Genomic DNA, 22433 nt, shown 5'->3' on the forward strand with positions numbered 1-22433 from the left:
GCGAAGAAGGAAAGCCGTTGAGAGGCGCCGCCCGGGGTGGGGCGAGCCCCACCCCGGGCATCACATGGGTCAGGTTTCGATCGGCGACCCCACGCAAAGCGGGTCAGAATTCAACCGGCGTTGACACTGATGCTGGCCGGTGAGCAGGTCGTGGCGATCGACAACTGCGAGTCACCGCTCGGTGGTGACTTCCTCTGCCAGATGCTGACGCAGACCTCGCCGCGCATGCGGATGCCGGGCAAGTCGGAGGTGCCGGAGCTTCCCACGATGACGCTGGTCACGACGACGGGAAACAATCTCACCCTCATTGGGGACATGACGCGCCGGGCGGTCCTGTGTCGTCTCGACCCGCGAAGCGGCATGTGGCGCCGTCATATTGCTATGATCTGTCCATCCGGATCAGATTATGACCCGGCCCATCGCCTTGGGGCCGCCGCTGCAGGAGTTTGGATGGCTCAACCGCAAGTTCCCATCGACGTCGATCCTGAGACGGGCATCTGGCGCACCGATGATATGCCGATGATCTACCTGCCACGGCATTTCCTGGTGAACATGCAGAAGGGCATCGAAGGCGCCATCGGCTCCGAGGCCTATCGCGAGATCCTGTATGCCTCGAGTGATCTCTCCGCCCTGCAGTGGTGTCGGGCGGAGGCAAAGACGCACCGCCTGACGCCGGTCGATACCTTCCGTCACTACCTCAAACGGCTGTCGCAGCGGGGCTATGGTCAGCTCGAACTCACCGCGCTCGACGAGGCGGCGGGAACGGCGAGCCTCACTGTGCGCCACTCCGCCTTCGCGCTCGGTTATGGCCCTGAGACAGGGCGGAGCGTCTGCTACACCTTCGAGGGCAGCTTCGCTGGCGGCATGCGTTACGTTCTGGAGATGTCGGGTCGCGCGGGCGAGCCGCTTTGCCGTGAAGTGGCCTGCGCCGCGGCCGGGCATCCCGAATGTCGGTTTGAACTGCGCTGCGACGCCGTCGCATGAGGCGGCAACACGGCTAACTGCGACGGGGTAACCTCGGCCCAGCCCAGTGCGATCGGCATCATCGGCTTCGACGGGCAGATCGAGCACGAGGCGCTGCGGCTGTTCGGGCTGCCGGAGGCGGCGCCGGGCGTGCTCTATGCCTGCCCATCGGTGCCGATCGGGACGCGAAGCCCGGCGCTGGAGATGACTTGGGACCTGCCGAGCCTGACCGCTGGCTCGATAACGAACAGCGATGTGACGGTGCCTGGCGCGCGGCACCGCGAATTCGCGGGCGCCTCGCTGGACATCAGCAGCATCGCCTTCGTGCCGGACTGCCATGTCTGGTCCACCAGCAGCGTGCGGGTGACGGCGCGGAACGTCAGCGCGTCGATGGCGGACCTCGCCGCCGTTCCGCTGTCAGTGTGGGTGGTGAAGCGGCCGCTACCTTGAGCCGCTCGACTCTATGCCCAGTGCGCCACGCTGGAACGGCTGGATTGGTTCAACAGTCGCCGCCTCCTCGGGCCCGTCGGCGGCATCTCCCTCGGCCCAGACCGACGTGACCGCCTTGGCGGCGTGACCCACGCCAGACATCCTCCAGTAAGCTCGACGCGATTCAGCATCCTACATGGCCAGCTTCGGGAGGCGCCACCGGATCATGGCGACCTTGATGGCGTCGTTGACGCCAAGGCAGGCCACCATCGCGTAACCGAACACCGCCAGGCTCTGCCACCAGGGCAGGGGCATCAGGCCAGGGATTCCGACATTCGTCAGCACGACGCCGAGCAGCGCTTCACCTGCGAGCGCCGCCATGAGCGTCCGGCTCGGCATGCTCGCGCCGAACCACCGTCGCTCCCGCGCCGAGAGGATCGAGAAGACCCCGAAGAACAGCATCGTCAGGAAGCTGAAGGTGTAGAGCGCCTCATCATTCGCCGCCAAGCCAAAGCCCGGCCAGGCGAGGTACAGCAGCAGCAGGGCCTCGACGACCATCGCCACGCCGAGCGTGACCGATACGGCGACGAGCCCGCCGATCCTCCATGTCTCCGGATGCCTCGACCATCGGACGGTATCGGTCGCCAGAGCGATCTTGGCGAAGTCCGTCATGAAAACCAGTAGCAGCATGGCGAAGGCAGAGACGACGAACTTGCCGGTGAACACGAAGGCGATGGCGACAAACGCCGCCTTCAGGATCGTCCGGCTGATCTTGTTGATGATCCAGGTCAGGATACGCTGGTAGATGGTGCGTCCCTGCTCGACCAATGCCACGATGTTGGCGAGACCGGGCTCGGTGAGGACAACGCTCGCGGCACCCTTCGCGACATCGGTCGCCGTGCTGACGGCGATGCCGACCTCGGCCTGCCGCAGGGCCGGCGCATCGTTGACGCCGTCCCCCGTCATGCCGGTCACGTGCCCGGCCGCCTGCAGATGCTGCACGACGATGAACTTGTCCTCGGGGTAGACCTCCGCGAAGCCGTCGACATCCGCCGACAGATCGGCATCCTCGCGCGTGTTCGCCGCCTTTAAGTCCCCGACGCGACGGATATTCGCGAGGCCAACGCCCTGCGCGATCTCCTGCGCGACCGGCAAGGCGTCGCCGGTCAGCATCTTCACGTCCACGCCGAGGCCGCGCAGCGCGGCGATCAGCGCCTTGGCGTCGGGACGCGGCGGATCGTAGAGCGTCACCAGCCCGAGCAGGGCCGGTGGGCCCGCCGCGGGCCCTTGGGCGACGGCGAGCGTCCGGTAGCCCTTGAGGGCGGCCTCGTGCGCCCGCCGTTCCAGCGCATCGATCTCCGGAGCCGCGAGGCCGCAGCCCTCGGCCACGGACCGCACCGCGCCCTTCATCACCCGGATCTGCTGCCCCTGCTGTTGCACCACGGCCGCCGTCATCCGGGTGAGCGGATCGAAGGGCGTGAAGGAGCCCGGCACCACGGTCGCGAGGGACCCGGAGAGGCCACGATCGCGGGCCGCGGCCAGGAAGGCTAGGTCGATCGGGTCCTGGTTGGCCTCCTGAGACGCCAGCGCGCCTGCACGCAGCACCTCCTCCTCGCTCGCCTTGGCCAGTGGGATCACGCCGGTGACCGCGAGCTGGTTCATCGTGATGGTCCCGGTCTTGTCGACGCAGAGGACATTCATCGTTGCCGCATCCTCTGCGGCGCTCAGTCGGGTGACCAGCACGCCGCGCTTCGCCAGTTCCGCCGAGCCGACGGCCATGGTGACCGTGAACATTACCGGCACGGCGACCGGCACCGCGCTCATCAGCAGGACGAGCACGAGCGGCAAGATCTCGAGAATCGGTGCGCCTTCGATCAAGGACATCACGACGACGAGGGCGAGCATCGCGCCGACGATGCCAAACAGCCAGCGCACGACCGTGGCGACGATCGCCTCGATGTGCAGCTTCGGGTGGGCCAACTGGACCAGCTCGGTGGTGCGGCCGAACAGGGTCTTCGTGCCCGTCAGGATCACCACGCCGTTGGCTTCGCCGCGACGCAGGACAGCGCCGGAAGGGATTACCTCGCCGGCGCGTTTCTCGACCTCGTGCGATTCACCCGTGAGGACCGACTGGTCGATGCTCAAGGTTCCGGCGAGGATCTTCACGTCGGCCGGCACGATGTCGCCGGGCCGCAGGCGGACGATGTCGCCGGGAACCAGCCCGCGTGCAGGGATCGCCTGCCATCGCGCATCGCGCAGGACACGCGCGCCCACCTGGAGGCGTCGCCGCAGCGTCTCGATGACCCCGGCGGCCCGGTGTTCCTGCACGAAGCCGACTACTGCGTTGACCACCAGCAGTCCGCCCACCACCGCAAGGTCGCTGTATTTCCCCAGGATGGCGGACACCACCATGATGAGCTCGAGCATCCAGGCGGAGATGCCCCAGAACTTGGCGAGGAACAGGCGTAGCGGATGCTCGCGCCGTGTCTCGACCTCGTTGTAACCCTGGCTCTGGAGGCGGGCTTCCGCGTCCTGGGCGGTGAGGCCAACCGCTGGATCGGCCCGGAGTGCCGCAAGGGTCTCTGCCATCGGCATCGACGCGATGTCGCCGGGTTGCGGGTTCGACACGGTCGACGAACGGCGGGTGGGTTGCGCAGGCTCTGTGACTGATCGCATCGCGCGGGCCCCTGTGGTTTGAGAGGCAGGAAGGCCGGCCTTCACAGGTCGACAGCGGACTGGCGATACTCCGATGGCGACATTCCGACCAAGTCGCGGAATGCAGCGTTGAACGCAGACAATGACGCGTAGCCGACAGAAAAAGCTATCTCGGTCACACTGGCCTTCGATGTCGCCAGTAGCTCGATCGCCTTCATGATGCGAATGCGCCTGAGCGTCTCGCGCCAGGTCATGCCCATCTCTTTCGAGAACCGTCGTGCGAGTGTCCGCGATGACTGTCCGACGGCCTTTGCGATCGTTTCGAAACATGGTTCGGTCGCAATAGCGTCCTCCGTCAACGCAATTGCCTGCATCAGGCTCCTCGATCCGGCGAAAGGCACGATGCACAGGCTGGGCGTCTCGGACAGCCGGCAAATCTCCGCGGCAAGAGCGAGGAAGATGGCTCTTGAATACGGGTCATTCCCATGCTCCGGGCCCCAGGGACGACACGCACGGACAAGCTCGCGACAAAGCGGCGAAACGTCGAACACCCGCAACGGACCAACTGGCGTCAGCAAGCTCGGCTCGAACAGAACCGCGGCGGACGTCAGAGGCGAGAGGATCGTCACGGTAACCTCGTGTCCTGACGCGATCAGCGCCCCACGAGCCGGCGTGAGCATCCAGCGATGGCCGTCGGCCTCCAGCCGCATCGTCCCTGATAGCGCGTAGACGAAGTAATGTCGGTCCATCCGGAACTGGGTCGGACCGGCACTTTCAAAGCGGCGATGAATGCAGTAGGCGCCGGCCGTCATTTTACCCGTTTAGCACAGCGAGGAGCTCGGACCGGAAGCGGCGGCTTACCGGCTTGCCGGTCATCATCGGGCGTATCCTCGCGCCGAATCTCAAGAAGACGTCGGACGAGGTGTAGGCCGCGAAATCCTCCTCGGTCGCCCACTCATGAACAACGCCGAGAACGGCTTCATCCGTGGGATCGTGGATCGGATGAAAGGCGAGGCAGCCCTTCATCCCGCGAACGGTCTCGAGATCCGCAATCAGGGCGTCGGTGGCCGTCTTGCGGTTCTCGGGCGCGACAGGGAAGCGAAGATGAGCGATCAGCATAACGGTCTCCTGGTCTGTTTCAGGGCAGGAGTGCGCTCGCAGCATCTGCCGCCCGCTGTCCGATACGTCACCCGGTGGGCTCCCCGCCTCCGTCCATGCGACTGATATTTGCTTCCAGCGGACAAGAGTCTGGTTCGGGCGCGCACCCCCTCCAGCGGTGGGAACCGGATTCCAACCTTCTCTGCCGCGGGACCAATGCTGTCCTGACTGATTCGCCTTCGAAGTACAGCGTGGGGCTGAGCGCCCCGGGGAGGCTGACCTGCCGGGATCGATCCGGCAATGTTGCCCGCTACAGCCGAAATTCGATCCGCGCCTGGCGCGCCATTCCACGATTTTTCACAGCATACAACTCCGTCTTGCCCGGTGGTCGCTGCATGTTTCGCCTCGAAGCCATGCGCAAGCCGGAGAGACCCATGCCGACCACCGGAGAAGAGAAAGCGAGGTTCGACCTGGGGCTGGCGCGCACCGCCGAGACCCTGAGCCAAGCCGCCACTGCCGTCGCCGAGGACCTGACCACGGCGCGAATTCTGACGGCAAGGGCGCAGGCGATGCTGGCGGAGATTGAACTGGAGCTCGCTGACAGAGGTGGCAGGCCACAGCGGGTGGAACTGGCCAGCTGGCAGGCGCGCCGGGTGGCTGCGCATATCGACAGCCACATGGCCGGCCCGATCACGGTCGCGCAGCTCGCCGGCATCGCCCGGCTAAGCCCGGCGCATTTCTCGCGCGCCTTTCGCGGCAGTTTCGGCATGTCGCCCGGCAGCTTCATCCAGCACCGCCGCGTCGAAGCCGCGAAGCGGATGCTGCGGGAGACCAGCACGCCCCTGGCCGAGATCGCCTATGTCTGCGGCCTCTGCGACCAGGCGCATCTCTCCCGCGTGTTCAAGCGCGCCGAGGGGACAAGCCCGATGCGCTGGCGCCGCGCCCATTCGGCCGGTCTCGGCGAGACGGCCTGCCCGGGTGGGGCGGCGCGCCGGGCAGGCTATGGCGGCGTGACCGCGCGTATTCCCATCGCGTAGGTGGCCTCGTCGGACCGGGCCACGTCAGTCGAACCGCGGCGCATCGCCTCCAGCCCCGTATGATGGTGTAGCGGCCGGACTGCGACATCCTCGCTCAGCGCGGGGCGCGTGGCGCGATGCCATAGGCCATGCCGGGTGGCGGGATCGAGCGTGCCCAGCGGCTGGTCGGGCGCGCGGATGAGCAGCGGCTCGACGACATGGCGCTGCATCGTGTGGCTCGGCCCATGCGCGTGGTAATGCGGCTCGAAGCTCGTGGGGCCGAGCGCCAATCCAACCTTGACCTCCTGGCCGGCCGATTGCGCCGTCAGGCCGACCAGGAGCGCCGCCCCCAGTCGGCACGAGGCGAACCCGTCGATCCTCCTGTCTGTGCGCCAGCCGGTGGCAGGGTCAGGCGCCATAGCCGCCATCTATGTCCAGCACCGCGCCGGTGATGAAGGATGCCTCCGGCCCAGCGAGAAAGACGATGCCGGCGGCCACTTCCTCGGGTCGTCCGTATCGCGCCAGCGCATTCGTCGCAATCTGGGATTCGGCGAAGGGACCCTCGGCCGGGTTCATCTCGGTGTCGATCGACCCTGGCTGGACGACGTTGACGGTGATGCCCGCGGGGCCCAGGTCGCGCGCCGCGCCGCGGGAATAGGCGACCACGGCGGCCTTGGTGGCGGCATAGTCGGCCAAGCCCTGAAAGCCGACATGGCCGGCCATGGCCGAGCCCAGCGTGATGATCCGTCCGCCCCGGCCCATTACCCGAGCCGCCACGCGGATGGCGGCCACGACGCCGCCGATGTTGATGCGATTCTGCCGCTCGAAGGCGGTGAGGTCGCAATCGGGATCATTCACCGCGCCGACCACGAACTGCGCCGCATTGTTCACCAGGATGTCGAGCCGGCCGAAATCGCGCAGCACCGCGCGGATCAGCGCTTCCACCGCGGCCGGGTCTTCCTGGTCCGCCCGCAGTGCCGCGGCGCGCACGCCGCGCGCCTGGACCGCCTGCCGGACTTCCTCGGCCCGTTGCGCGGCCTTGTGGTAGCTGATCGCGACATCGGCGCCGGCGTCCGCCAAGGCCAGCGCGGTCGCCGCCCCGATGCCGCGCGAACCACCCGTGACCAGGGCGACGCGTCCAGCCAGTCGCGCGAAGGGACGCCCACCCCGACCGTCCAGCGAAACTAGCACCGGTTGGCCTTCGGCCCGTCACCCTGCCGCATCATCATTGTCAGCTCGTCCATCTCATCAGCGCCAAGATCAGGTCCGGGGACTGTCGCTCTGCTCCCGCGATGAGGCTTGGACGCGCGCGCTGGTATTTGGACGATTCATGTCGCCACCTTGTCACTCTTTGTTCGCAGCCGCCGCGTCGGACGGACGGGGGGCTGGGCGACGGCCGGCAACTGGTCGAGCAGGGCGCGCGCCGCCTGGATATCCGGCGAGCGCGCGTGCTGGTCGAACCGCGCCAGCACGGGGCCCAACAGCGCCGCGGCCTCACAGGCGCGTGCCTCGCCCTGCATGATCGCGGCGAGGCTGGTCGCTGCGCGCAGCTCCCAGGCCAGGGCCGCCTGTTCGCCGGCGAGCGCCAGGCTGCGGCGGAGCTCGGCCTCCACCTCCGGCGCCGGCCGCCCCAGCGCGCGAAGCGCCAGGGCACGCAGCCGGATGAACTCCGGCTCGTACCACCGGTCGTGCCGCTGGCTGAATTCCGCCAGCGTCGTGTCCAACACGCCCAGGGCCTCTTCAGCCTCGCCCAGAGCAAGCAGGCAGGCGGCCTCCCCACCGCGGAACGGCCCGTGCCGCAGACTGATGGCGCCAGGCATCATCGCCGCCATGCCGGCACGCAGCAGGTCCAGGCCGGCGCGGGCATCGCCGTGCAGCGCAACCTCCAGCCCGCGATAGCACGTCGCCCACAGCGCCCGGGGTGGGTGGACCGAAAGCCGACCAAAAAGCAGGTCCCTGGCCTCCGCCGCCTGTTCGAGCCCGCCCTGCAGGATCGCGATGGGGCAGGCCGCAAGGACCACTGCCACGAACAGGGAGTTGCCATGGTCCAGAGCCAGGGCCTGGCGCACCGCCTCGGCCGCCATGGCCTGTGCCCGCTGCGGCTGCCCCTGCAGCCACAGAACCATCGCAAGCTCGCTCAGCATGAGCACCTCTCCGTCGAAGTTCAGGCGGCCGAGGTGGTGGCGGTCGTGCCGGCGCAGGGCGTCGGCGGGAATGGCCTCGAGCGCCGTGCGGGCGGCTGCCTGGTCGCCGAGCAGATGCTGTATGTAGCCAATCAGCCGATCGCCCTTGGCGATCTCCACCAGGTTGCCCCTGCCGCCCGCGAGGTCGCGGTACCGCCGCGCCAGTTCGAGGCAAAGCGTCAGATCCTGCCCCATCGCGCAGACCGCGAGCCCGCTGAGGGCACGCAGACGGTGGCGGGTGTCATCGAGCTGCTCCGCCAGGCGCAAGGTCGTGGTCCATGCGGCCTTCTGGTCAGGAGCTGCGATCTGGTTTCCCATGGCCGCCAGGGCTGCGTTGAGCTGCATCACCTCCTGGGGATGGTCGGTCTCCAGCGGCGCCAGCACGCGTAGCGCCGCCTGAACCCAGCTTCGGCCTTCATCGAACAGCGCGAAATGCTCCCAGAGCGGCTGGGCGGCCAGGATGAGTGCCACTCCGGTCACGCAATCGCCATGCTCGCCCATGGCCCAATCCAGTGCGGCGCGCAGATTGTCGATGTGAAAGCCCAGGCCCTGCCGGTCGGCATGGCCGCCCATGCGCTGCCAGACCTCGCCGGCGGCCTCGAACAAGGCCAGGTAGTGGGCGGCATGCTGCCGCGCCGCCTGGGCGCTCTCGCCGAACTCGGCGAGCTTCTCGGCCATGTAGGCGCGGGTGGTGTCGAGGCAGCGATAGGCCGGCATGGGCGCGCCGGTATCGGGCGCGATCAGCGACTTGTCGGCCAACTCGGCCAGGATTTCCAGGGTTTCGGAAGGGCTGTCCTGCCCGAGCCGGCCGATCTCCACCGCCGCGTCGCGGGCGAAGCTGCCGCGGAAGACCGAGAGGCGGGCGAGCACCTGCTGGTGCCGCGGCGAGAGCAGGCCGTAGCTCCAGTCCAACGTGGCGCGCAGCGTCTGGTGGCGAGGCAGGGCGGTGCGGCGTCCCTTCATGAGCAGGCCGAAACGGGCGTCGAGCCGCTCGGCCAGCACATCCAGCCCGAGCTCGGCGACGCGCGTGGCGGCAAGTTCGATGGCTAGCGGAATGCCCTCCAGCCAGCGGCAGATCGCGGCGACCTGGCCGATCTGCGCGGCGCCGGGGCGGAACAGATCCGACGCCGCCTGCGCCCGTTCGATGAAGAGCTGGATCGCCGGGTAGCGCAGCGCTTCCTCCATGGGCAGGGCGGCATGAGGTGGCGGCACTTCCATCGAGGCCAGGCGATGGACCCATTCGCCCTCGGCGCGCAGCCGCTCGCGGCTGGTCGCCAGCACATGCACCCCGGGTCCTGCCTTCAGGAAGGCCTCGGCCAAGGCGGCCGCCGTCTCGACGATGGGCTCGCAGCTGTCCAGCACCAGCACCATCCGCCGATCCGCCAGATAGGCGGCGAGCGACGCGAGGCTGCCGCCGAAATCCGAAGCCGCGCCAAGCGCCGCCGCGACATGCCCCACCGCCAGGGAGGGGTGGGCGACAACGCCGAGATCGACGAAGCATGGTGGATCGGGGAATGCCGGGGCCATGGCCTCCGCCACCGCCACGGCGATGGTCGTCTTGCCGATGCCGCCCGCCCCGAAGACCGTGACGAAGCGTTGCGCCCGCAGCTTCTCGACCAGATGGGCGATGGTGGCGGCCTGGCCGAGCACCGGCGTCAGCCGCACCGGCAGCGGATGCGGCCGCCGCGCTTCGGCGGCCGGTGACACGGCGCCCGCCGCATCGCCGCTCACGCTCGCGACGAAGGCATAGCCACGCCCGGCGATATTGACGATGAAGCGCGCGCCATCCACCCCGTCCTCCAGGGCGCGCCGCAGCGCCGCCATCTGCGAACGGAGGTTGGTCTCGTCAACATGCAGTCCGGGCCAGGCCACATCCATCAGCCGGGACTTCTCGACAACCTCGCCCGGCTGTTCGAGCAAGGCGGCCAGGAGTGCCAGCGCGCGGCTGCCGAGGCGGACAGCCTGGCCGTTCTTCAGCAGGAGCCGCCGTGTGGGATCGAACTGGAAGCGCCCAAAGCGGGTGACGCCCGATTCCATCGTACTGGAGGCTCCCACCTGCGGTCGGGTGTGCTCTCGAAATGGTTCGGAACCATCCCGAGGCAAGCGCCCGGATGCGAATGTGCAACACCCGTGCTCGCCACCCCATTATCCCCGGCGTTGCGCCGCGCGCGCCGTCAACGCGCCGCCACGGTGAGAAAATGACGCACCGCCGGCGCTTCCGGCCCCTGGTGGAAGCGCCGGACACCCTCCTGCACATCCGCATCGGCGTGCGAGACCCGGTGGTGCTGGCGCAGGTGCTCGGCCCAGGATTCCACCATGAACCACTCGACCAGACGCTCCCGGTCCGCGGCATCCTCGGTGATGCCCCAGGCATAGGCGCCGTCGCGCCGCCTCTCGCCCGAGAGACGCCGCAGGGCTTCGAGAAAGGCCGCGCGGTCGGTCGGAGCGATGCGGTACTCGATGAGGATCAGCACCGGGCCGCGGTCATGCGCGACAGGCTCCGCCACCAATGGTTCCGGCCAATGGTTCGACGCCGCCAGATCGGCCTCGCCCATCGGCAGCTTGATACGGTGCAGCAGGATGGCCACCACCATCAGCCCCGCCGCGCCAGCCAACAGGCCGCCAGGCACGCCAACGAGTTGCGCGACGGCGCCCCAGCCCAGGCTGCCGGCCGTCATCGCCCCATTGAAGACGGTCAGGTATACCGCCAGCACCCGGCCGCGGACCCAGTTCGGCAGGATCGACTGGGCCGCGCCGTTCAGGGTCGTCAGCGCCACGATCCACGCCGCGCCGAGCAGCAGCAGAACGGCCAGGGCGGCAAAAGGGGGCGGGGCGGCGGCCAGCACCGCCATCGCCAGGGCGGTGACGATCGCGGCCGCCAGCATCAGTCCGTCCGCGTCCAGCCGCGACCGCAGCCTGGGCAGGATCATTGCCCCCAGGATGGCACCGGCCCCGACCGCGCCGAGCAGCACGCCGTAGAAGCCGGCATCGCCGCCCAGAAGTTGCCTGGCCACGAGCGGTAGCAAGGCCCAGACCGCGCTGGCAAAAACGAAGAAGATCGCGGCGCGCAGGAGCACGACATGCAACTCGCGGCTGGCGCGGGCATAGCGCAGCCCTGCCCGGAAGGCGCCGGGAAAACGCTCGGACAGCGAATCCCTCGCCTGCTTAGGCCGTGGCCACCACAGCAGCGCTGCCATGACGATGATGTAGCTGGCGACGTCCGCGCCATAGGTCAGCGCGGCGCCAAAGGATGCGAGCAGCAGGCCGCCGGCGGCCGGCCCGATCGAGCGCGCTATGTTGACCCCCAGCGAGTTCAACGCGACGGCGCCCTTGAGGTCGCGTGGCGGGACCAGTTCCGGCGCGATGGCCTGCCAGGTCGGCGCCATCAACGCGGCGCCCAGGCCGCCGACGAAGGTCAGGCCGACCAGCAACTCGATCGTCATCATGCCGCTCTGCGCCAGGATCATCAGCGTGATGCTGACGGCGGCGAGCAGGCACTGGATCGCGATCAGGAACTTCCGCCGGTCGAGGATGTCGGACAGCACGCCCGCGGGTATCGCCAGCAGGAAGATCGGCAAGGTGGCCGCAGCCTGGACCATGGCGACCCCGGCCGGGCCCGCTGCGAGATCGGTCGCCAGCCAGGCGCTGGCCACATCGCGCATGAAGCTGCCGATATTGCCCAGGATGGCCGCACCCCACAGCACCGCGAAGGGCAGGTGGCGCAGCGCCGCGAAGCTGCTGGCGGAGGTGGCCTTTGCCGGATCACCGGCCATGGTCGCGGTCCCTCGGCGCGACCAGAAGCAGCCCGCCGGCAAGTCCGAGATGCTCGAGGAAGGCTTTGGCCGGCATGACGCGCTCCTGGCCAGGCGGGGGCGGCAGGCCGAGATGCGCGGCCTGCGCCTTCGCGCCCGGATCGTCGAACGGCTTGCTCATCCCAACCTGCGGACAGGCGGCGCAAAGCGCGGGCAGGGCGAGCCGGATGAGAACGCCGCGGGCGCCGCAAAACATCTCAGAAGGCCCAGCAGGAGCAGCCGAGCGCGCCCCAGAAGCCGCGATCCCCACCGGCCGGGGTGGCCGCCGCCCAGGCGCGGGCGTGATCATGCGCGTGCACGCCGCAGGCGCTGTCGCAGCAGCGCGCCATGGCGGTGAAGGCGCCACGGGCCGCGCGCCGGTCCTGATAGCCGCCGAAGCGGCGCACCGGCGACCAGTCGGGCATCGGCGGCGGCAGCGGCGGTGCCAGCGGGGCGAAGGGGCCCGCGCCATGCACCACGCGCCCGCCCACGATGGTGAGCAGCGAGGTGACGTCCTGGATCTCGTCGCCGGGGATGTCGAAGTAGTCACGGTCCAGAACCGCGAGGTCGGCGAACTGCCCGACCATGACCTGGCCTTTGCGGCCCTCCTCGTTGGAGAACCAGGTAACCTTCTCGGTCAGCATGCGCAGCGCGGTCTCGCGGTCGAGCGTGTTGCGCTCGGGCGTGATGCGCAGGCCGCCGATGGTCCGGCCCGTCACCATCCAATACAGCGCGACCCAGGGGTTGTAGGAGGCCACGCGCGTCGCATCCGTGCCGGCGGAGACCTTCACGCCCATCTCCAGCATCTTCGCGATGGGTGGCGTCGCCTCGGCCGCGCGGGCGCCGTAGCGCTCGACGAAATACTCGCCCTGGAAGGCCATGCGGTGCTGGACGGCGACGCCGCCGCCGAGCCGCGCGATGCGCTCCAGGCTTTTCTCGCTGACGGTCTCGGCGTGGTCGAAGATCCAGTGGAGATCCCCCAGCGGCATCTCCTCGTTCACCTTCTCGAAGACATCCAGCGCGCGGGCGATGGTCTGGTCATAGGTGGCGTGCAGGCGCCAGGGCCAGCGGTTCTGCACGAGGATGCGGACCACCGCTTCCAGCTCCGGCTCCATCTCGGCCGGCATCTCCGGCCGTTCGACCCGGAAATCCTCGAAATCGGCGGCGGAGAAGACGAGCATCTCGCCGGCGCCGTTCAGGCGGAAATAATCGTCGCCCTGCAGGTACGCCGCCTGCTGCGTCCAGCGCAGGAAGTCCTCGCGCTCCTGCTTCGGCTTCTGGGTGAAGAGGTTGTAGGCGATGCGCACCGTCAGCTCGCCATCGGCGGCCAGCTTCTGCACCACGGCGTAATCGTCCGGGTAGTTCTGGAAGCCGCCGCCGGCGTCGATCGCGCTGGTGACGCCGAGCCGGTTGAGGTCGCGAAGGAAGTGGCGGGTGGAATTGACCTGATACTCGACCGGCAGCTTCGGACCGCGGGCCAGCGTCGCGTAGAGAATGTTCGCATTGGGCCGCGCCAGCAGCAGGCCGGTGGGGTTGCCGGCAGAGTCGCGCTGGATCTCGCCGCCGGGCGGATCGGGCGTATCCTTCGCATAGCCGACGGCGCGCAGGGCCGCGCCGTTCAGCATGGCTCGGTCGTAGAGATGCAGCAGGAAGACCGGGGTGTCGGGGGCCGCGGAATTGATCTCGTCCAGCGTGGGCAGGCGCTTCTCCTCGAACTGATGTTCCGTGAAGCCGCCGACCACGCGCACCCATTGCGGCGGCGGCGTGACCGCCACCTGGGCGCGCAGCATGGCCATGGCGTCGGCCAGGCTGCGCACGCCGTCCCAGCGCAGCTCCATGTTGAAGTTCAGCCCGCCGCGGATGAGGTGCAGGTGGTTGTCGCACAGCCCCGGGATCAGCCGGCGGCCACCCAGGTCGATGATCCGCGTGGCGGGGCCGGCGGTGGGCAGGATCTCGGCGGCGTCGCCGACGGCCGAGAAGTGGCCGGCGATGATCGCCACCGCCTCGGGCGCGGGGCGCGCGCGGTCAAGCGTGGTGATGCGGCCATTGTGCAGGATGAGATCGGGTGCCGCGCGGTCAGCCATGACGGTTCTCCCGTGTGGGCGCGCGCGCGGGCAGGGCGCCCAGGACATGGTGCCGGCAATCCTCCAGCACCATCGAGACGCTGAGCGGGTGGCCCGCCCATATCCGTCGCGCCAACGGCAGCAGTTGTTCGCCGAGCAGAATGCCCAGCAGGCCGACCAGCGCCACGACCGGCGGCGCCGGCGAGCGGATGTTCAGCAGGCTGTAGATCACGCCCACCAGCAGCCCGGCGCCCAGGGCGGCGAGATAGAGCTTCATGCGTCTGGTCTCCTGTTGATGGTGGATGCTGGCGTGATCACGCCGCCGCCGGCACGGCGTTGGCGGCCCTGGGGGTGGCCGCCACGTCATCGGCCAGCGAGGCCGTGGGGTTCTGCAACGCGACCACGGCCGCATCGTGCCCCTGGAGGCGCGCCGTCATGCGCCCCCAGCGCGATCCATCCGCCCACGCACCGTGGACGAGGATGATCGTGGCAAAGCGAAATGGCTTTCGCCCTTCAGCCCGTGATGAAGGCGAGGAGATCGGGATTGATCACGTCCGCATTCGTGGTCAGCATGCCGTGCTGGAAGCCCGGATAGACCTTCAGCGTGCCGTGGCGGAGCAGGCCGATCGCCTTCAGCGCGGAATCGGCGATCGGCACGATCTGGTCGTCATCGCCGTGCATGACCAGGGTGGGTACGGTGATCGCGCGCAGATCCTCGGTCTGGTCGGTTTCCGAGAACGCCTTGATGCCATCGTAGTGCGCCTTCGCGCTGCCCATCATCCCCTGGCGCCACCAGTTCTGGATCACGCCCTGATGGACGGTGGCACCGGGGCGGTTGAAGCCGTAGAAGGGGCCCGCCGCCACGTCGAGGAACATCTGCGCGCGATTGTCGGCGACACCTTTGCGGAAGCCGTCGAAGACCTCCATCGGCAGCCCCTCGGGGTTGGCTGGCGTGCGCAGCATCAGCGGCGGGACGGCACTGACCAGCACCGCCTTGGCGACGCGCCCGGCCGGCTGGCCATGCCTGGCCACATAGCGCGCCACCTCGCCGCCGCCGGTCGAGTGGCCGATATGGACGGCATTGCGCAGATCGAGATGCTCGACCACGGCGAAGGCGTCGGCTGCGTAGTGGTCCATGTCGTGCCCCTCGCTGACCTGGGCCGAGCGGCCATGGCCGCGGCGGTCATGCGCCACGACGCGAAAGCCCTTCTGCACGAAGAAGAGCATCTGCGTGTCCCAGTCGTCGCTGGAGAGCGGCCAGCCATGATGGAACACGATGGGCTGGGCGTCGCGCGGGCCCCAGTCCTTGTAGAAAATCTCAGTCCCGTCGGCGGTCGTCACGGTACCCATGATCATCGGTCCTCCTGCTATCGGTCGTGTTGTCGCGGCTGCCACATGCGGCAGGGTGGAGAGGGCGATCAGCGCCGCGGCCGTGCGTTCCATTGCCGCCCTGCGGGTTGGCCCGGACGGCGCTCCGGCGATCGGCGCCGGTCTCACTGTCCCTCCTGGGCGTGGAACATCGTCTTGGCGTAGGTGATGCCCAGGCCATAACCACCGGCGAGTCTCTTCGCGATGCCGGTGGTCATCTCGTAGGTGTCGCCGCGCGCCCAGTCGCGCTGCAGTTCGAGCAGATACTGCACCGATGTCATCGGCTGCGCGCTGGCCTGGATCATCCGTTCCATGGCTCGCTCATGCGCCTCGACAGAGACGTCGCCGCAGGCATCGGCGATGACGTAGACCTCGAAGCCCTGATCGATGGCCGAGAGCGCGGGGCCGACGATGCACACCGAGGTCCACAGGCCGGAGAGAACGATGCGCGGCTTTCCGATGCGGTTCACCTCGCCGATCACGGCCGCATCCTCCCAGGTGTTCATGCTGGTGCGATCGAACATCGCCTTGCCGGGGAAGGCCGTCGTGATCTCGTCGAACATCGGACCGGAGAAGGTCTTCTCGGCGACGGTGGTGAGGATGGTGGAGACGCCGAAGCCGTGCGCGGCCTGCGCCACCAGGGCTGCGTTGTTGCGCAGCAGCGTGGTGTCGATCGACCTGGCGGCGAAGGCCATCTGCGACTGGAAGTCGATCATGATCAGCGTGTGATCGTGTGGCGTCAGCAGACGGGCACCGGGCGTTGGAGTGGCGGTCATCGGCATGGGGAATTCTCCTGCGGTAAAGGTTGAAGGCACCGCTCAGGCACTGGGAGGAGAGGCGAGCGGGCCTCTGCACAACCGCGTGCCCACCCTGCCGACCGCAGCAGTATGGGGAACTGAGGCCTGTTGACGGAGCATGTCGTGTCCCAAGACTGCGAGCCCAGGAATGAGCGAGCTTCCGTTTCCTATCGGAGGGCCGTTGGTCGTTATTGTTCAGTCGCGAGGCTTTTGGACGAACCCGATACATCTTCTTCCCGACAGCAGGGCGACGACGCAGCAGCTGCACCCATCAGCGAATCCGGCGCTTCACCACCCGCGCCGACAGCGTCGCCGCGGCCAGGTCGAACCTGGCCCCCGAGATGTCTCGGGCCATCACGCGCACGGTGGTGTTGGTCCAGGCAAAGGCGGTCAGGTCGATGAACCGTGTCGAGCTGACCAGCGACGCCTGCGCCGCATCCCCCTGCCGGGATTCCGTCACCGTCACATCGGTCAGCGCTGTCGCCCCGCGCGCCAGCGAGGGCAGGTCCCAGGAGACCTCCGCCTGAAACTCTCGTGTCCCCATCGGGACTGACGGGCAGGCATGGAACACGGCCGGCGCGGCTTCCGGCAGGCCAAACAGCCGCAGCGCCTCGACCTCGATCTGCCCGTCGAAGCCGATGATACCGATTGCGCTGCGCTGCGCCGGGGTTACCTGCAACTCGACGAAGACCCTGGCGCCGACGGGGTCGCCGCGCGGGCCCTCGGTCACCGGCGCGCGGACGGCATGCGCATGCACCGCGCCGGCTTCGATAGGACGGCGGCGATCCGCATCGCCAACATGCTCACGACGGCACAGCCCGACCTGCCAGGCCAGGTGGCGGGCGGAATCGCCGGAGCTGCCCGATTGTCAGACTGGGAAGGCTGAGCCCTTTCGGGGGCCTGGCGGCGCTACCGCCAAGATCCGGGGAGGGCCGAGCCCTCCCCGCCCTGGACCGCCGCGCCGCGCCGCGCTCCCATGCGTCGCATGGACCAGACCTTCGACCACGTCATCGTTGGCGCCGGCAGTGCCGGCTGCGTGCTGGCGAACCGGCTTTCGGCGGATGGGCGTGCCAGCGTGGCCGTCATCGAGGCCGGCGGGCGCGACCGGCATCCCTACATCCACATCCCGGCGGGCTATGCGCGCATCCTGAACCACCCGCGGCTGACCTGGGGCTTCCGCACGGAGCCCGATGCGGCGACGGGCGGGCGCGCGCTCGACTACCCGCGCGGGCGGGTCTGGGGCGGGTCGTCCTCGATCAACGGGCTGGGGCATGTCCGGGGGCATCCCTCCGACTACGACCTCTGGGCGCAGAAGGGCTGCACCGGCTGGGGCTGGGACGACCTGCTGCCGTACTTCATGCGGCACGAGAGCTTCGCCGACGGCGGCGAGGGCCGCGGCACGGACGGCCCGCAGCCGGTCGAGCCCCTGGCCGAGACGCCCGCGCTGCTGCGCGAATTCGCCGCCGCGGCGGAAGCGATCGGCCTGCCGGTGAATGCCGACATGAACGGCCCGCGGCGGGAGGGCTTCGCCACCTTCCAGCAGACGCGGCGCGGGCAGCGGCGCGTCTCGGCGGCGCGGGCCTATCTGGTTCCGGCGCTGTCGCGGCCGAACCTCAGCGTGATCGACCAGGCGCTTGTGCTGCGCCTGGTGGTCGAGAATGGTCGCGCGACCGGTGTCGCGATCCGTCGCGACGGGCAGGAGAGCCTGGTACGCGCGCGCTTCGGCGTGGTGCTGTGCGCCGGTGCGATCGGCTCGCCGCACCTGCTGCAGCTCTCGGGCATCGGGCCGGGGGAGGTGCTGGCGGCGCATGGCGTCGCGCCGGTGCTCGATGCGCCGGGCGTCGGGCGCAACCTGCAGGACCACTACATCGCGCGGCTGACGTTTCGCCTCGCGGATCATCGCTGGAGCGCCAACCGCCGCATCGTCTGGCCGCACCTGGCGTTGGAAGTGCTGCGCTGGGCCACGACCGGGCGCGGCGTGCTGACCTGGTCGCCCGGCATGATGTCCCTGTTCGCGCGCACGCAGGAGGGGCTCGAGGCGCCGGATGTGCAGATCAACGGCGGGCCGATCTCCTGGGCCGAGGGCCGCATCGGCGTGCCGGAAGCGGAACCCGGCTTCACCCTCGGCGTCTGGCAATGCCGCCCGCACAGCCGTGGCACCGTGACGCTGAAATCCCCGCGTGCCGAGGAGGCGCCGGCGATCGCCCCGCGCTTCCTGACCGAACGCGCGGACGAGGACTGCGTGGTGCGCGGCATGCGCCTGGCGCGCCGCTGGATGGCGGCGGAGCCACTGCGCGGGATCGTCACGGGCGAGGTGCGCCCCGGCCTAGCGGCCGAGACGGACGAGGCGCTGCTGGATTTCGCGAAGGCGACCGGCGGGACGGTCTACCACCCCTCCTGCACGGTGCGGATGGGGGGCGATGCGGCCGCGCCGCTCGATGCGCGGCTGCGGCTGCGCGGGATCGACGGGCTGCGCGTGGTGGATGCCTCGGTCTTCCCGGACATCCCGGTCTGCAACATCAACGCGACGGTGCTGAGTGTGGCGGAGAAGGCGGCCGACCTGATCGCGGAGGATATGCGGGGGTAGCGTCCGCCACCCCCGCCGTCGGCGGCTACTCCTCGAACCGCAGCCCCCGCGCGCGGATCAGCGCGCTCCATTTCTCTGCCTCGGCGCGCATATGCGACTGCGCCGTCGCCACATCCGACCCGCCGGCGCCGATGAAGCCGACCTCGGCCACGCGGGCGCGCACGTCGGGCTGGGCCAGCGCGTGGCGCGCCGCCGCGTTCAGCCGGTTCACCACCGCGTCGGGCGTCGCCGCCGGCACCCACCACATCACCCAGGAATTCGATTCGAATCCTGGCGCCACCGTCTCCGCCATGGTCGGCACGTCGGGCAGGGCAGGTACGCGCTGCGCGGTGTTCACCGCCAGCGCCTGCAGCGCGCCGTCGCGCACCTGGCCCATGGTCGCGGGCATGTCGGCAAACATGAATTCCACCGTGCCGGCGCGGATGTCGGTCAGCCCCGCCGCCGTGCCGCGGTAGTTCACCAGCGTGAACTCCGCCCCCGACATCGACTGGTACAGCACGGCGGAGAGCTGGTGCGGCGTGCCCGGCCCGCCGGTCGCGGCGGAATACCGGGGCCCGTTCGCGCGCATCGCCGCGTCCCAGGCGCGCACATCCGCGAACAGCCCCGGCCGCGCCACCAGGATGAAGGGCGTGGTCGCGAGCAGCGTCACCGGCTTGAAGTCGGGCAGCGCATAGCCCGGGTCGCGCATCATGAAGGGCGCGATGACGGATGAGATCGGCGCCAGCAGCACCGTCAGCCCATCCGGCGCCGCGCGCGCGACCGACCGCGTGCCCACCGCGGCACCGGCGCCGGGCCGGTTCTCGACCACCATGGGCTGGCCGAGGAATCCCTGCATGTGCGGCGCCATGACGCGCGCCAGGATGTCGGGCGAACCGCCCGGGGCGAAGGGGTTGATCAGCCGAACGGTCTCGCGCGGGGACCAGTCCTGCGCGCGCGCCGGGCGCGGCAACGTGGGCAGGGCGGCAGCGGCCGCAAGCGCGGCACGACGGGTGGCACGGATCATCGGATGCATCCCAGCAAGGCGTGAAGCGTGGCAGGCGTTGTTGGCCGGCGGGCCGGCGATGCGCAGGTTGGCACGGCCCGGGGCGGGCGCAAGCCGGGAGGGCTCTGCCCTCCCGTTCCCCCCTCCCCCATGCTATGCACGCCGCCAATGCCCCGTGCCGTCGCGCCACGGGCTCGGCGCGCCCCCCTCGCTGAACCCGTCCGACCCGCACCCCCCGTTCGCGCGCGGCGCCGCCTGGTGCCGCGCCTGTTGCGCTGGTCCGTCACCCTGGCGGTCTGGGGCCTGGTGGCGGGGTTCGTCGCCCTGGTATTCTTCGCCTGGGACCTGCCGCGGCCGGAGGATGCGCTCTCGGCCACGCGGCGGCCTTCGGTCACCCTGGTGGCCGCGGATGGCGCGCTGCTCGCGACCAGCGGCGACCTCTATGGGGAGACGGTGCGGCTGCGCGACCTGCCGGCGCATGTGCCCGCCGCCTTCATCGCCATCGAGGACCGGCGCTTCCGCGAACACATGGGCCTCGACCTGATCGGCGTTGCCCGGGCGCTGGTGGCGAACCTCACGGCCAGGCGGGTGGTGCAGGGCGGCTCCACGCTCACGCAGCAGCTGGCCAAGAACCTGTTCCTCACGCCCGAGCGCAGCATCCGCCGCAAGGTGCAGGAGGCGCTGCTGGCGCTGTGGCTGGAATGGCGATTCAGCAAGGATGAATTGCTGACGATCTACCTCAACCGCGTCTATCTCGGCGCCGGCACCTTCGGCGTGGATGCCGCGGCACGGCAGTTCTTCGGCGTCGAGGCGCGGCGCCTCACGCCCGGCCAGGCGGCGGTGCTGGCGGGCCTGCCCAAGGCGCCATCGCGCTTCAATCCGCGCGTGAATCCCTCCGCCGCGATCGGCCGTGCGGTCGAGGTGCTCGACGCCATGGTCGAGACCGGCGCGCTGGCCGCGGCGCAGGCGGTGGTGGAGGCCGAGCGTCTGCGCTTCCCACCGGCACCCTCGCGCGATGCCGGATGGTTCGCCGACTGGGTGCGCGATGGGCTGGGCGACCGTGCGCCGCCCACTGCCGACCTGCTGCTGCGCACCACGCTCGATACGCGCCTGCAGGCAGCGGCCGAGGCGCGCATCGATGCCCTGCTGGCCGGCCCCGGGCGCGCGGCTGGCGTCAGCCAGGGCGCGGTGGTCGCGATCGATGCGCAGACCGGCGCGGTGCGTGCCATGGCCGGCGGGCGGGACTACCGCAGCAGCCCCTTCAACCGCGCGACCCAGGCGCGGCGCCAGCCGGGCTCGGCCTTCAAGCCCTTCGTCTATCTCGCGGCGCTCGAAGCGGGCGCGCGGCCCGACGACATGGTGGCGGACACGCCCGTCACGCTCGGCGGCTGGTCGCCCGGCAACGGGAATTGGCGCGCGCGCGGGGAGATCACCATCGAGGACGCCCTGGCCTTCTCGGTGAACACTGCGGCGGTGCGCGTCATGCAGCGCGCCGGCGGGCCGCGCGCCGTGGCAGCGGTGGCGCAGCGCATGGGCCTGCCGGGTCCGCTGCCGCGCGACGCCTCGATCGCGCTCGGCACCGCGGAGGTCACGCTGCTCGACCTGGTGGTGGCCTATGCGCCCTTCGCCAATGGCGGGTATCGCGTCGCCCCCTTCGGCATCGCCGAGGCGCGCGCCGAGGGCCGTCCGATCGCCTGGCTGCCGCCCACCCGCAGCGCCGTCATCGCGCCCGAGACGGCGGAGGCGATGCGGCGCATGATGGCGGCAACGGTGTCGCGCGGCACAGGGCGCGCGGCCGCGGTGCCGGGCCTCGCGGTTGCGGGCAAGACCGGCACCACGCAGGACAATCGCGACGCCTGGTTCATCGGCATCGCGGGGGGGATGGTGATGGGCGTGTGGCTCGGCAATGACGACGCGACGCCGATGGAGGGCGTGGCCGGCGGCGGCCTGCCGGCGCGCCTGTTCCGCGATATCCTCGAGGCGGCGCGGAGGCCGGGATGAGGCGCGGCAGGCCTTCGCCGACCTCCGCCTTCCCGGTGTCGCGCCGCGCATCGCCGCGCCCGGCTGCCGCACAGCCATGACCGCCGACCTCGCCGCCTTCGCCCGCCCGGTCCGGCACGAGGCGAACAACCTGCTGGCCGCGCTCGGCGGGACCATCGAGATCCTGTTGCGCAGCGCCGCGAACGACCGCGACCGCGCGCGCGCCGAACGCATGCGCGAGGCGACCCAGCGGCTCGAGGCGCTGTTCAAGGCGTATCTGTCGCTCGCCGCCCCGCCGGCGACGGAGGGCGAGGGCACCGATGCGCCGCTGGTGCTGACCCTGCTGCAGCCGCTCCTGGTGCTGCTGCTTGGGCCGGGCCGCGTGGTCGAGGTCGTGGCGCCGGCGCGGCTGCGCCGCATCGCCATGCCGGCGTCGGAGCTGCAGGCGCTGATCCTGCGCCTGGCGCGCGAGGCCGCGGCCGCGGCGCCGCCGGAGGGCGGGCTGCGCGTGACGATGGACG

Annotated in this window: 21 protein-coding genes; 6 read left to right on the forward strand and 15 right to left on the reverse strand. The window is 69.9% G+C overall.

Features of this window, described 5'->3' with window-relative positions; translation table 11 throughout:
* The first annotated feature begins 129 nt into the window (after positions 1 to 129).
* A complete protein-coding gene (locus tag HW578_RS08905; RefSeq protein WP_232478810.1) occupies positions 130 to 984 on the forward strand; it encodes a 4-vinyl reductase in 855 nt (284 codons plus the stop codon).
* Positions 985 to 1113: 129 nt separating this feature from the next.
* Positions 1114 to 1413, forward strand: a complete 300-nt coding sequence (locus tag HW578_RS08910; protein ID WP_198370200.1) for a hypothetical protein — start codon at positions 1114 to 1116, stop codon at positions 1411 to 1413.
* A gap of 171 nt (positions 1414 to 1584) precedes the next feature.
* On the opposite strand, the gene HW578_RS08915 is transcribed toward HW578_RS08910, so the two are convergent.
* The 3 genes from HW578_RS08915 to HW578_RS08925 all read right to left on the reverse strand — a co-directional run bounded on the left by HW578_RS08915 (position 1585) and on the right by HW578_RS08925 (position 5166).
* Positions 1585 to 4020, reverse strand: coding sequence for a plasma-membrane proton-efflux P-type ATPase (locus HW578_RS08915; RefSeq protein ID WP_198370201.1), 2436 nt, complete (start codon positions 4018 to 4020; stop codon positions 1585 to 1587).
* 89 nt (positions 4021 to 4109) lie between these two features.
* Positions 4110 to 4859 (reverse strand): helix-turn-helix domain-containing protein, encoded by a 750-nt coding sequence (locus tag HW578_RS08920; RefSeq protein ID WP_198370202.1) that lies wholly within the window; start codon positions 4857 to 4859, stop codon positions 4110 to 4112.
* 1 nt (position 4860) lies between these two features.
* Positions 4861 to 5166, reverse strand: a complete 306-nt coding sequence (locus tag HW578_RS08925; RefSeq protein ID WP_198370203.1) for a putative quinol monooxygenase — start codon at positions 5164 to 5166, stop codon at positions 4861 to 4863.
* Between the two features lie 230 nt (positions 5167 to 5396).
* On the opposite strand from HW578_RS08925, the gene HW578_RS08930 reads away from it, so the two are divergent.
* Positions 5397 to 6182 (forward strand): helix-turn-helix domain-containing protein, encoded by a 786-nt coding sequence (locus HW578_RS08930; RefSeq protein ID WP_198370204.1) that lies wholly within the window; start codon positions 5397 to 5399, stop codon positions 6180 to 6182.
* Here the strand turns inward: HW578_RS08930 and HW578_RS08935 are convergent.
* The 11 genes from HW578_RS08935 to HW578_RS08980 form a co-directional block, all read right to left on the reverse strand.
* Positions 6146 to 6451: a hypothetical protein gene (locus HW578_RS08935; RefSeq protein ID WP_198370205.1), complete on the reverse strand. Its 306-nt coding sequence runs from the start codon at positions 6449 to 6451 to the stop codon at positions 6146 to 6148. The two genes, HW578_RS08930 and HW578_RS08935, sit on opposite strands and share 37 nt — an antisense overlap.
* Positions 6452 to 6569: 118 nt before the next feature.
* The gene (locus tag HW578_RS08940) at positions 6570 to 7352 is read right to left on the reverse strand and encodes an SDR family NAD(P)-dependent oxidoreductase (RefSeq protein ID WP_369407854.1); all 783 of its coding nucleotides are present in this window, start codon (positions 7350 to 7352) and stop codon (positions 6570 to 6572) included.
* 137 nt (positions 7353 to 7489) lie between these two features.
* Positions 7490 to 10381 carry an ATP-binding protein gene (locus tag HW578_RS08945; protein ID WP_198370206.1) on the reverse strand — a complete coding sequence of 964 codons (2892 nt, stop codon included), beginning with the start codon at positions 10379 to 10381 and terminating at the stop codon, positions 7490 to 7492.
* A gap of 137 nt (positions 10382 to 10518) precedes the next feature.
* Positions 10519 to 12117 carry an MFS transporter gene (locus HW578_RS08950; protein ID WP_198370207.1) on the reverse strand — a complete coding sequence of 533 codons (1599 nt, stop codon included), beginning with the start codon at positions 12115 to 12117 and terminating at the stop codon, positions 10519 to 10521.
* Positions 12107 to 12277 (reverse strand): hypothetical protein, encoded by a 171-nt coding sequence (locus HW578_RS08955; protein WP_232478809.1) that lies wholly within the window; start codon positions 12275 to 12277, stop codon positions 12107 to 12109. Before HW578_RS08955 ends, HW578_RS08950 begins: the two co-directional genes overlap by 11 nt.
* A 76-nt stretch (positions 12278 to 12353) precedes the next feature.
* Positions 12354 to 14219 (reverse strand): amidohydrolase, encoded by a 1866-nt coding sequence (locus HW578_RS08960; protein WP_198370209.1) that lies wholly within the window; start codon positions 14217 to 14219, stop codon positions 12354 to 12356.
* Complete coding sequence (locus HW578_RS08965; RefSeq protein ID WP_198370210.1) at positions 14212 to 14475, reverse strand: DUF1427 family protein; 264 nt, start codon at positions 14473 to 14475, stop codon at positions 14212 to 14214. The genes HW578_RS08960 and HW578_RS08965 overlap by 8 nt, the downstream gene beginning before the upstream one ends.
* Positions 14476 to 14512: 37 nt before the next feature.
* Positions 14513 to 14635, reverse strand: a complete 123-nt coding sequence (locus HW578_RS28200) for a hypothetical protein (RefSeq protein WP_255528993.1) — start codon at positions 14633 to 14635, stop codon at positions 14513 to 14515.
* Positions 14636 to 14711: 76 nt separating this feature from the next.
* On the reverse strand, positions 14712 to 15548 hold the full coding sequence (locus tag HW578_RS08970; protein WP_198370211.1) for an alpha/beta fold hydrolase: 837 nt from the start codon (positions 15546 to 15548) through the stop codon (positions 14712 to 14714).
* Positions 15549 to 15691: 143 nt separating this feature from the next.
* Positions 15692 to 16348, reverse strand: coding sequence for a hydrolase (locus HW578_RS08975; RefSeq protein ID WP_198370212.1), 657 nt, complete (start codon positions 16346 to 16348; stop codon positions 15692 to 15694).
* Between the two features lie 286 nt (positions 16349 to 16634).
* A complete protein-coding gene (locus HW578_RS08980) occupies positions 16635 to 17120 on the reverse strand; it encodes a hypothetical protein (protein WP_198370213.1) in 486 nt (161 codons plus the stop codon).
* Positions 17121 to 17348: 228 nt separating this feature from the next.
* Between HW578_RS08980 and HW578_RS08985 the strand changes: the two genes are divergently transcribed.
* Positions 17349 to 18950, forward strand: coding sequence for a GMC family oxidoreductase (locus HW578_RS08985; protein WP_198370214.1), 1602 nt, complete (start codon positions 17349 to 17351; stop codon positions 18948 to 18950).
* A 25-nt stretch (positions 18951 to 18975) separates the two neighbouring features.
* Here the strand turns inward: HW578_RS08985 and HW578_RS08990 are convergent, their stop codons facing one another.
* Positions 18976 to 19953 carry a Bug family tripartite tricarboxylate transporter substrate binding protein gene (locus tag HW578_RS08990; RefSeq protein WP_198370215.1) on the reverse strand — a complete coding sequence of 326 codons (978 nt, stop codon included), beginning with the start codon at positions 19951 to 19953 and terminating at the stop codon, positions 18976 to 18978.
* A 237-nt stretch (positions 19954 to 20190) separates the two neighbouring features.
* Here HW578_RS08990 and HW578_RS08995 point away from each other — a divergent pair, with 237 nt between their 5' ends.
* Both HW578_RS08995 and HW578_RS09000 read left to right on the forward strand, forming a co-directional pair.
* A complete protein-coding gene (locus tag HW578_RS08995; protein ID WP_369407855.1) occupies positions 20191 to 21933 on the forward strand; it encodes a transglycosylase domain-containing protein in 1743 nt (580 codons plus the stop codon).
* 76 nt (positions 21934 to 22009) lie between these two features.
* A partial coding sequence (locus HW578_RS09000) for a hypothetical protein (RefSeq protein ID WP_198370217.1) occupies positions 22010 to 22433 on the forward strand: 424 nt, incomplete at its 3' end.

It is taken from the genome of Roseomonas rosulenta (genome assembly GCF_016106005.1).
In the GTDB taxonomy this organism is placed as follows: domain Bacteria; phylum Pseudomonadota; class Alphaproteobacteria; order Acetobacterales; family Acetobacteraceae; genus Neoroseomonas; species Neoroseomonas rosulenta.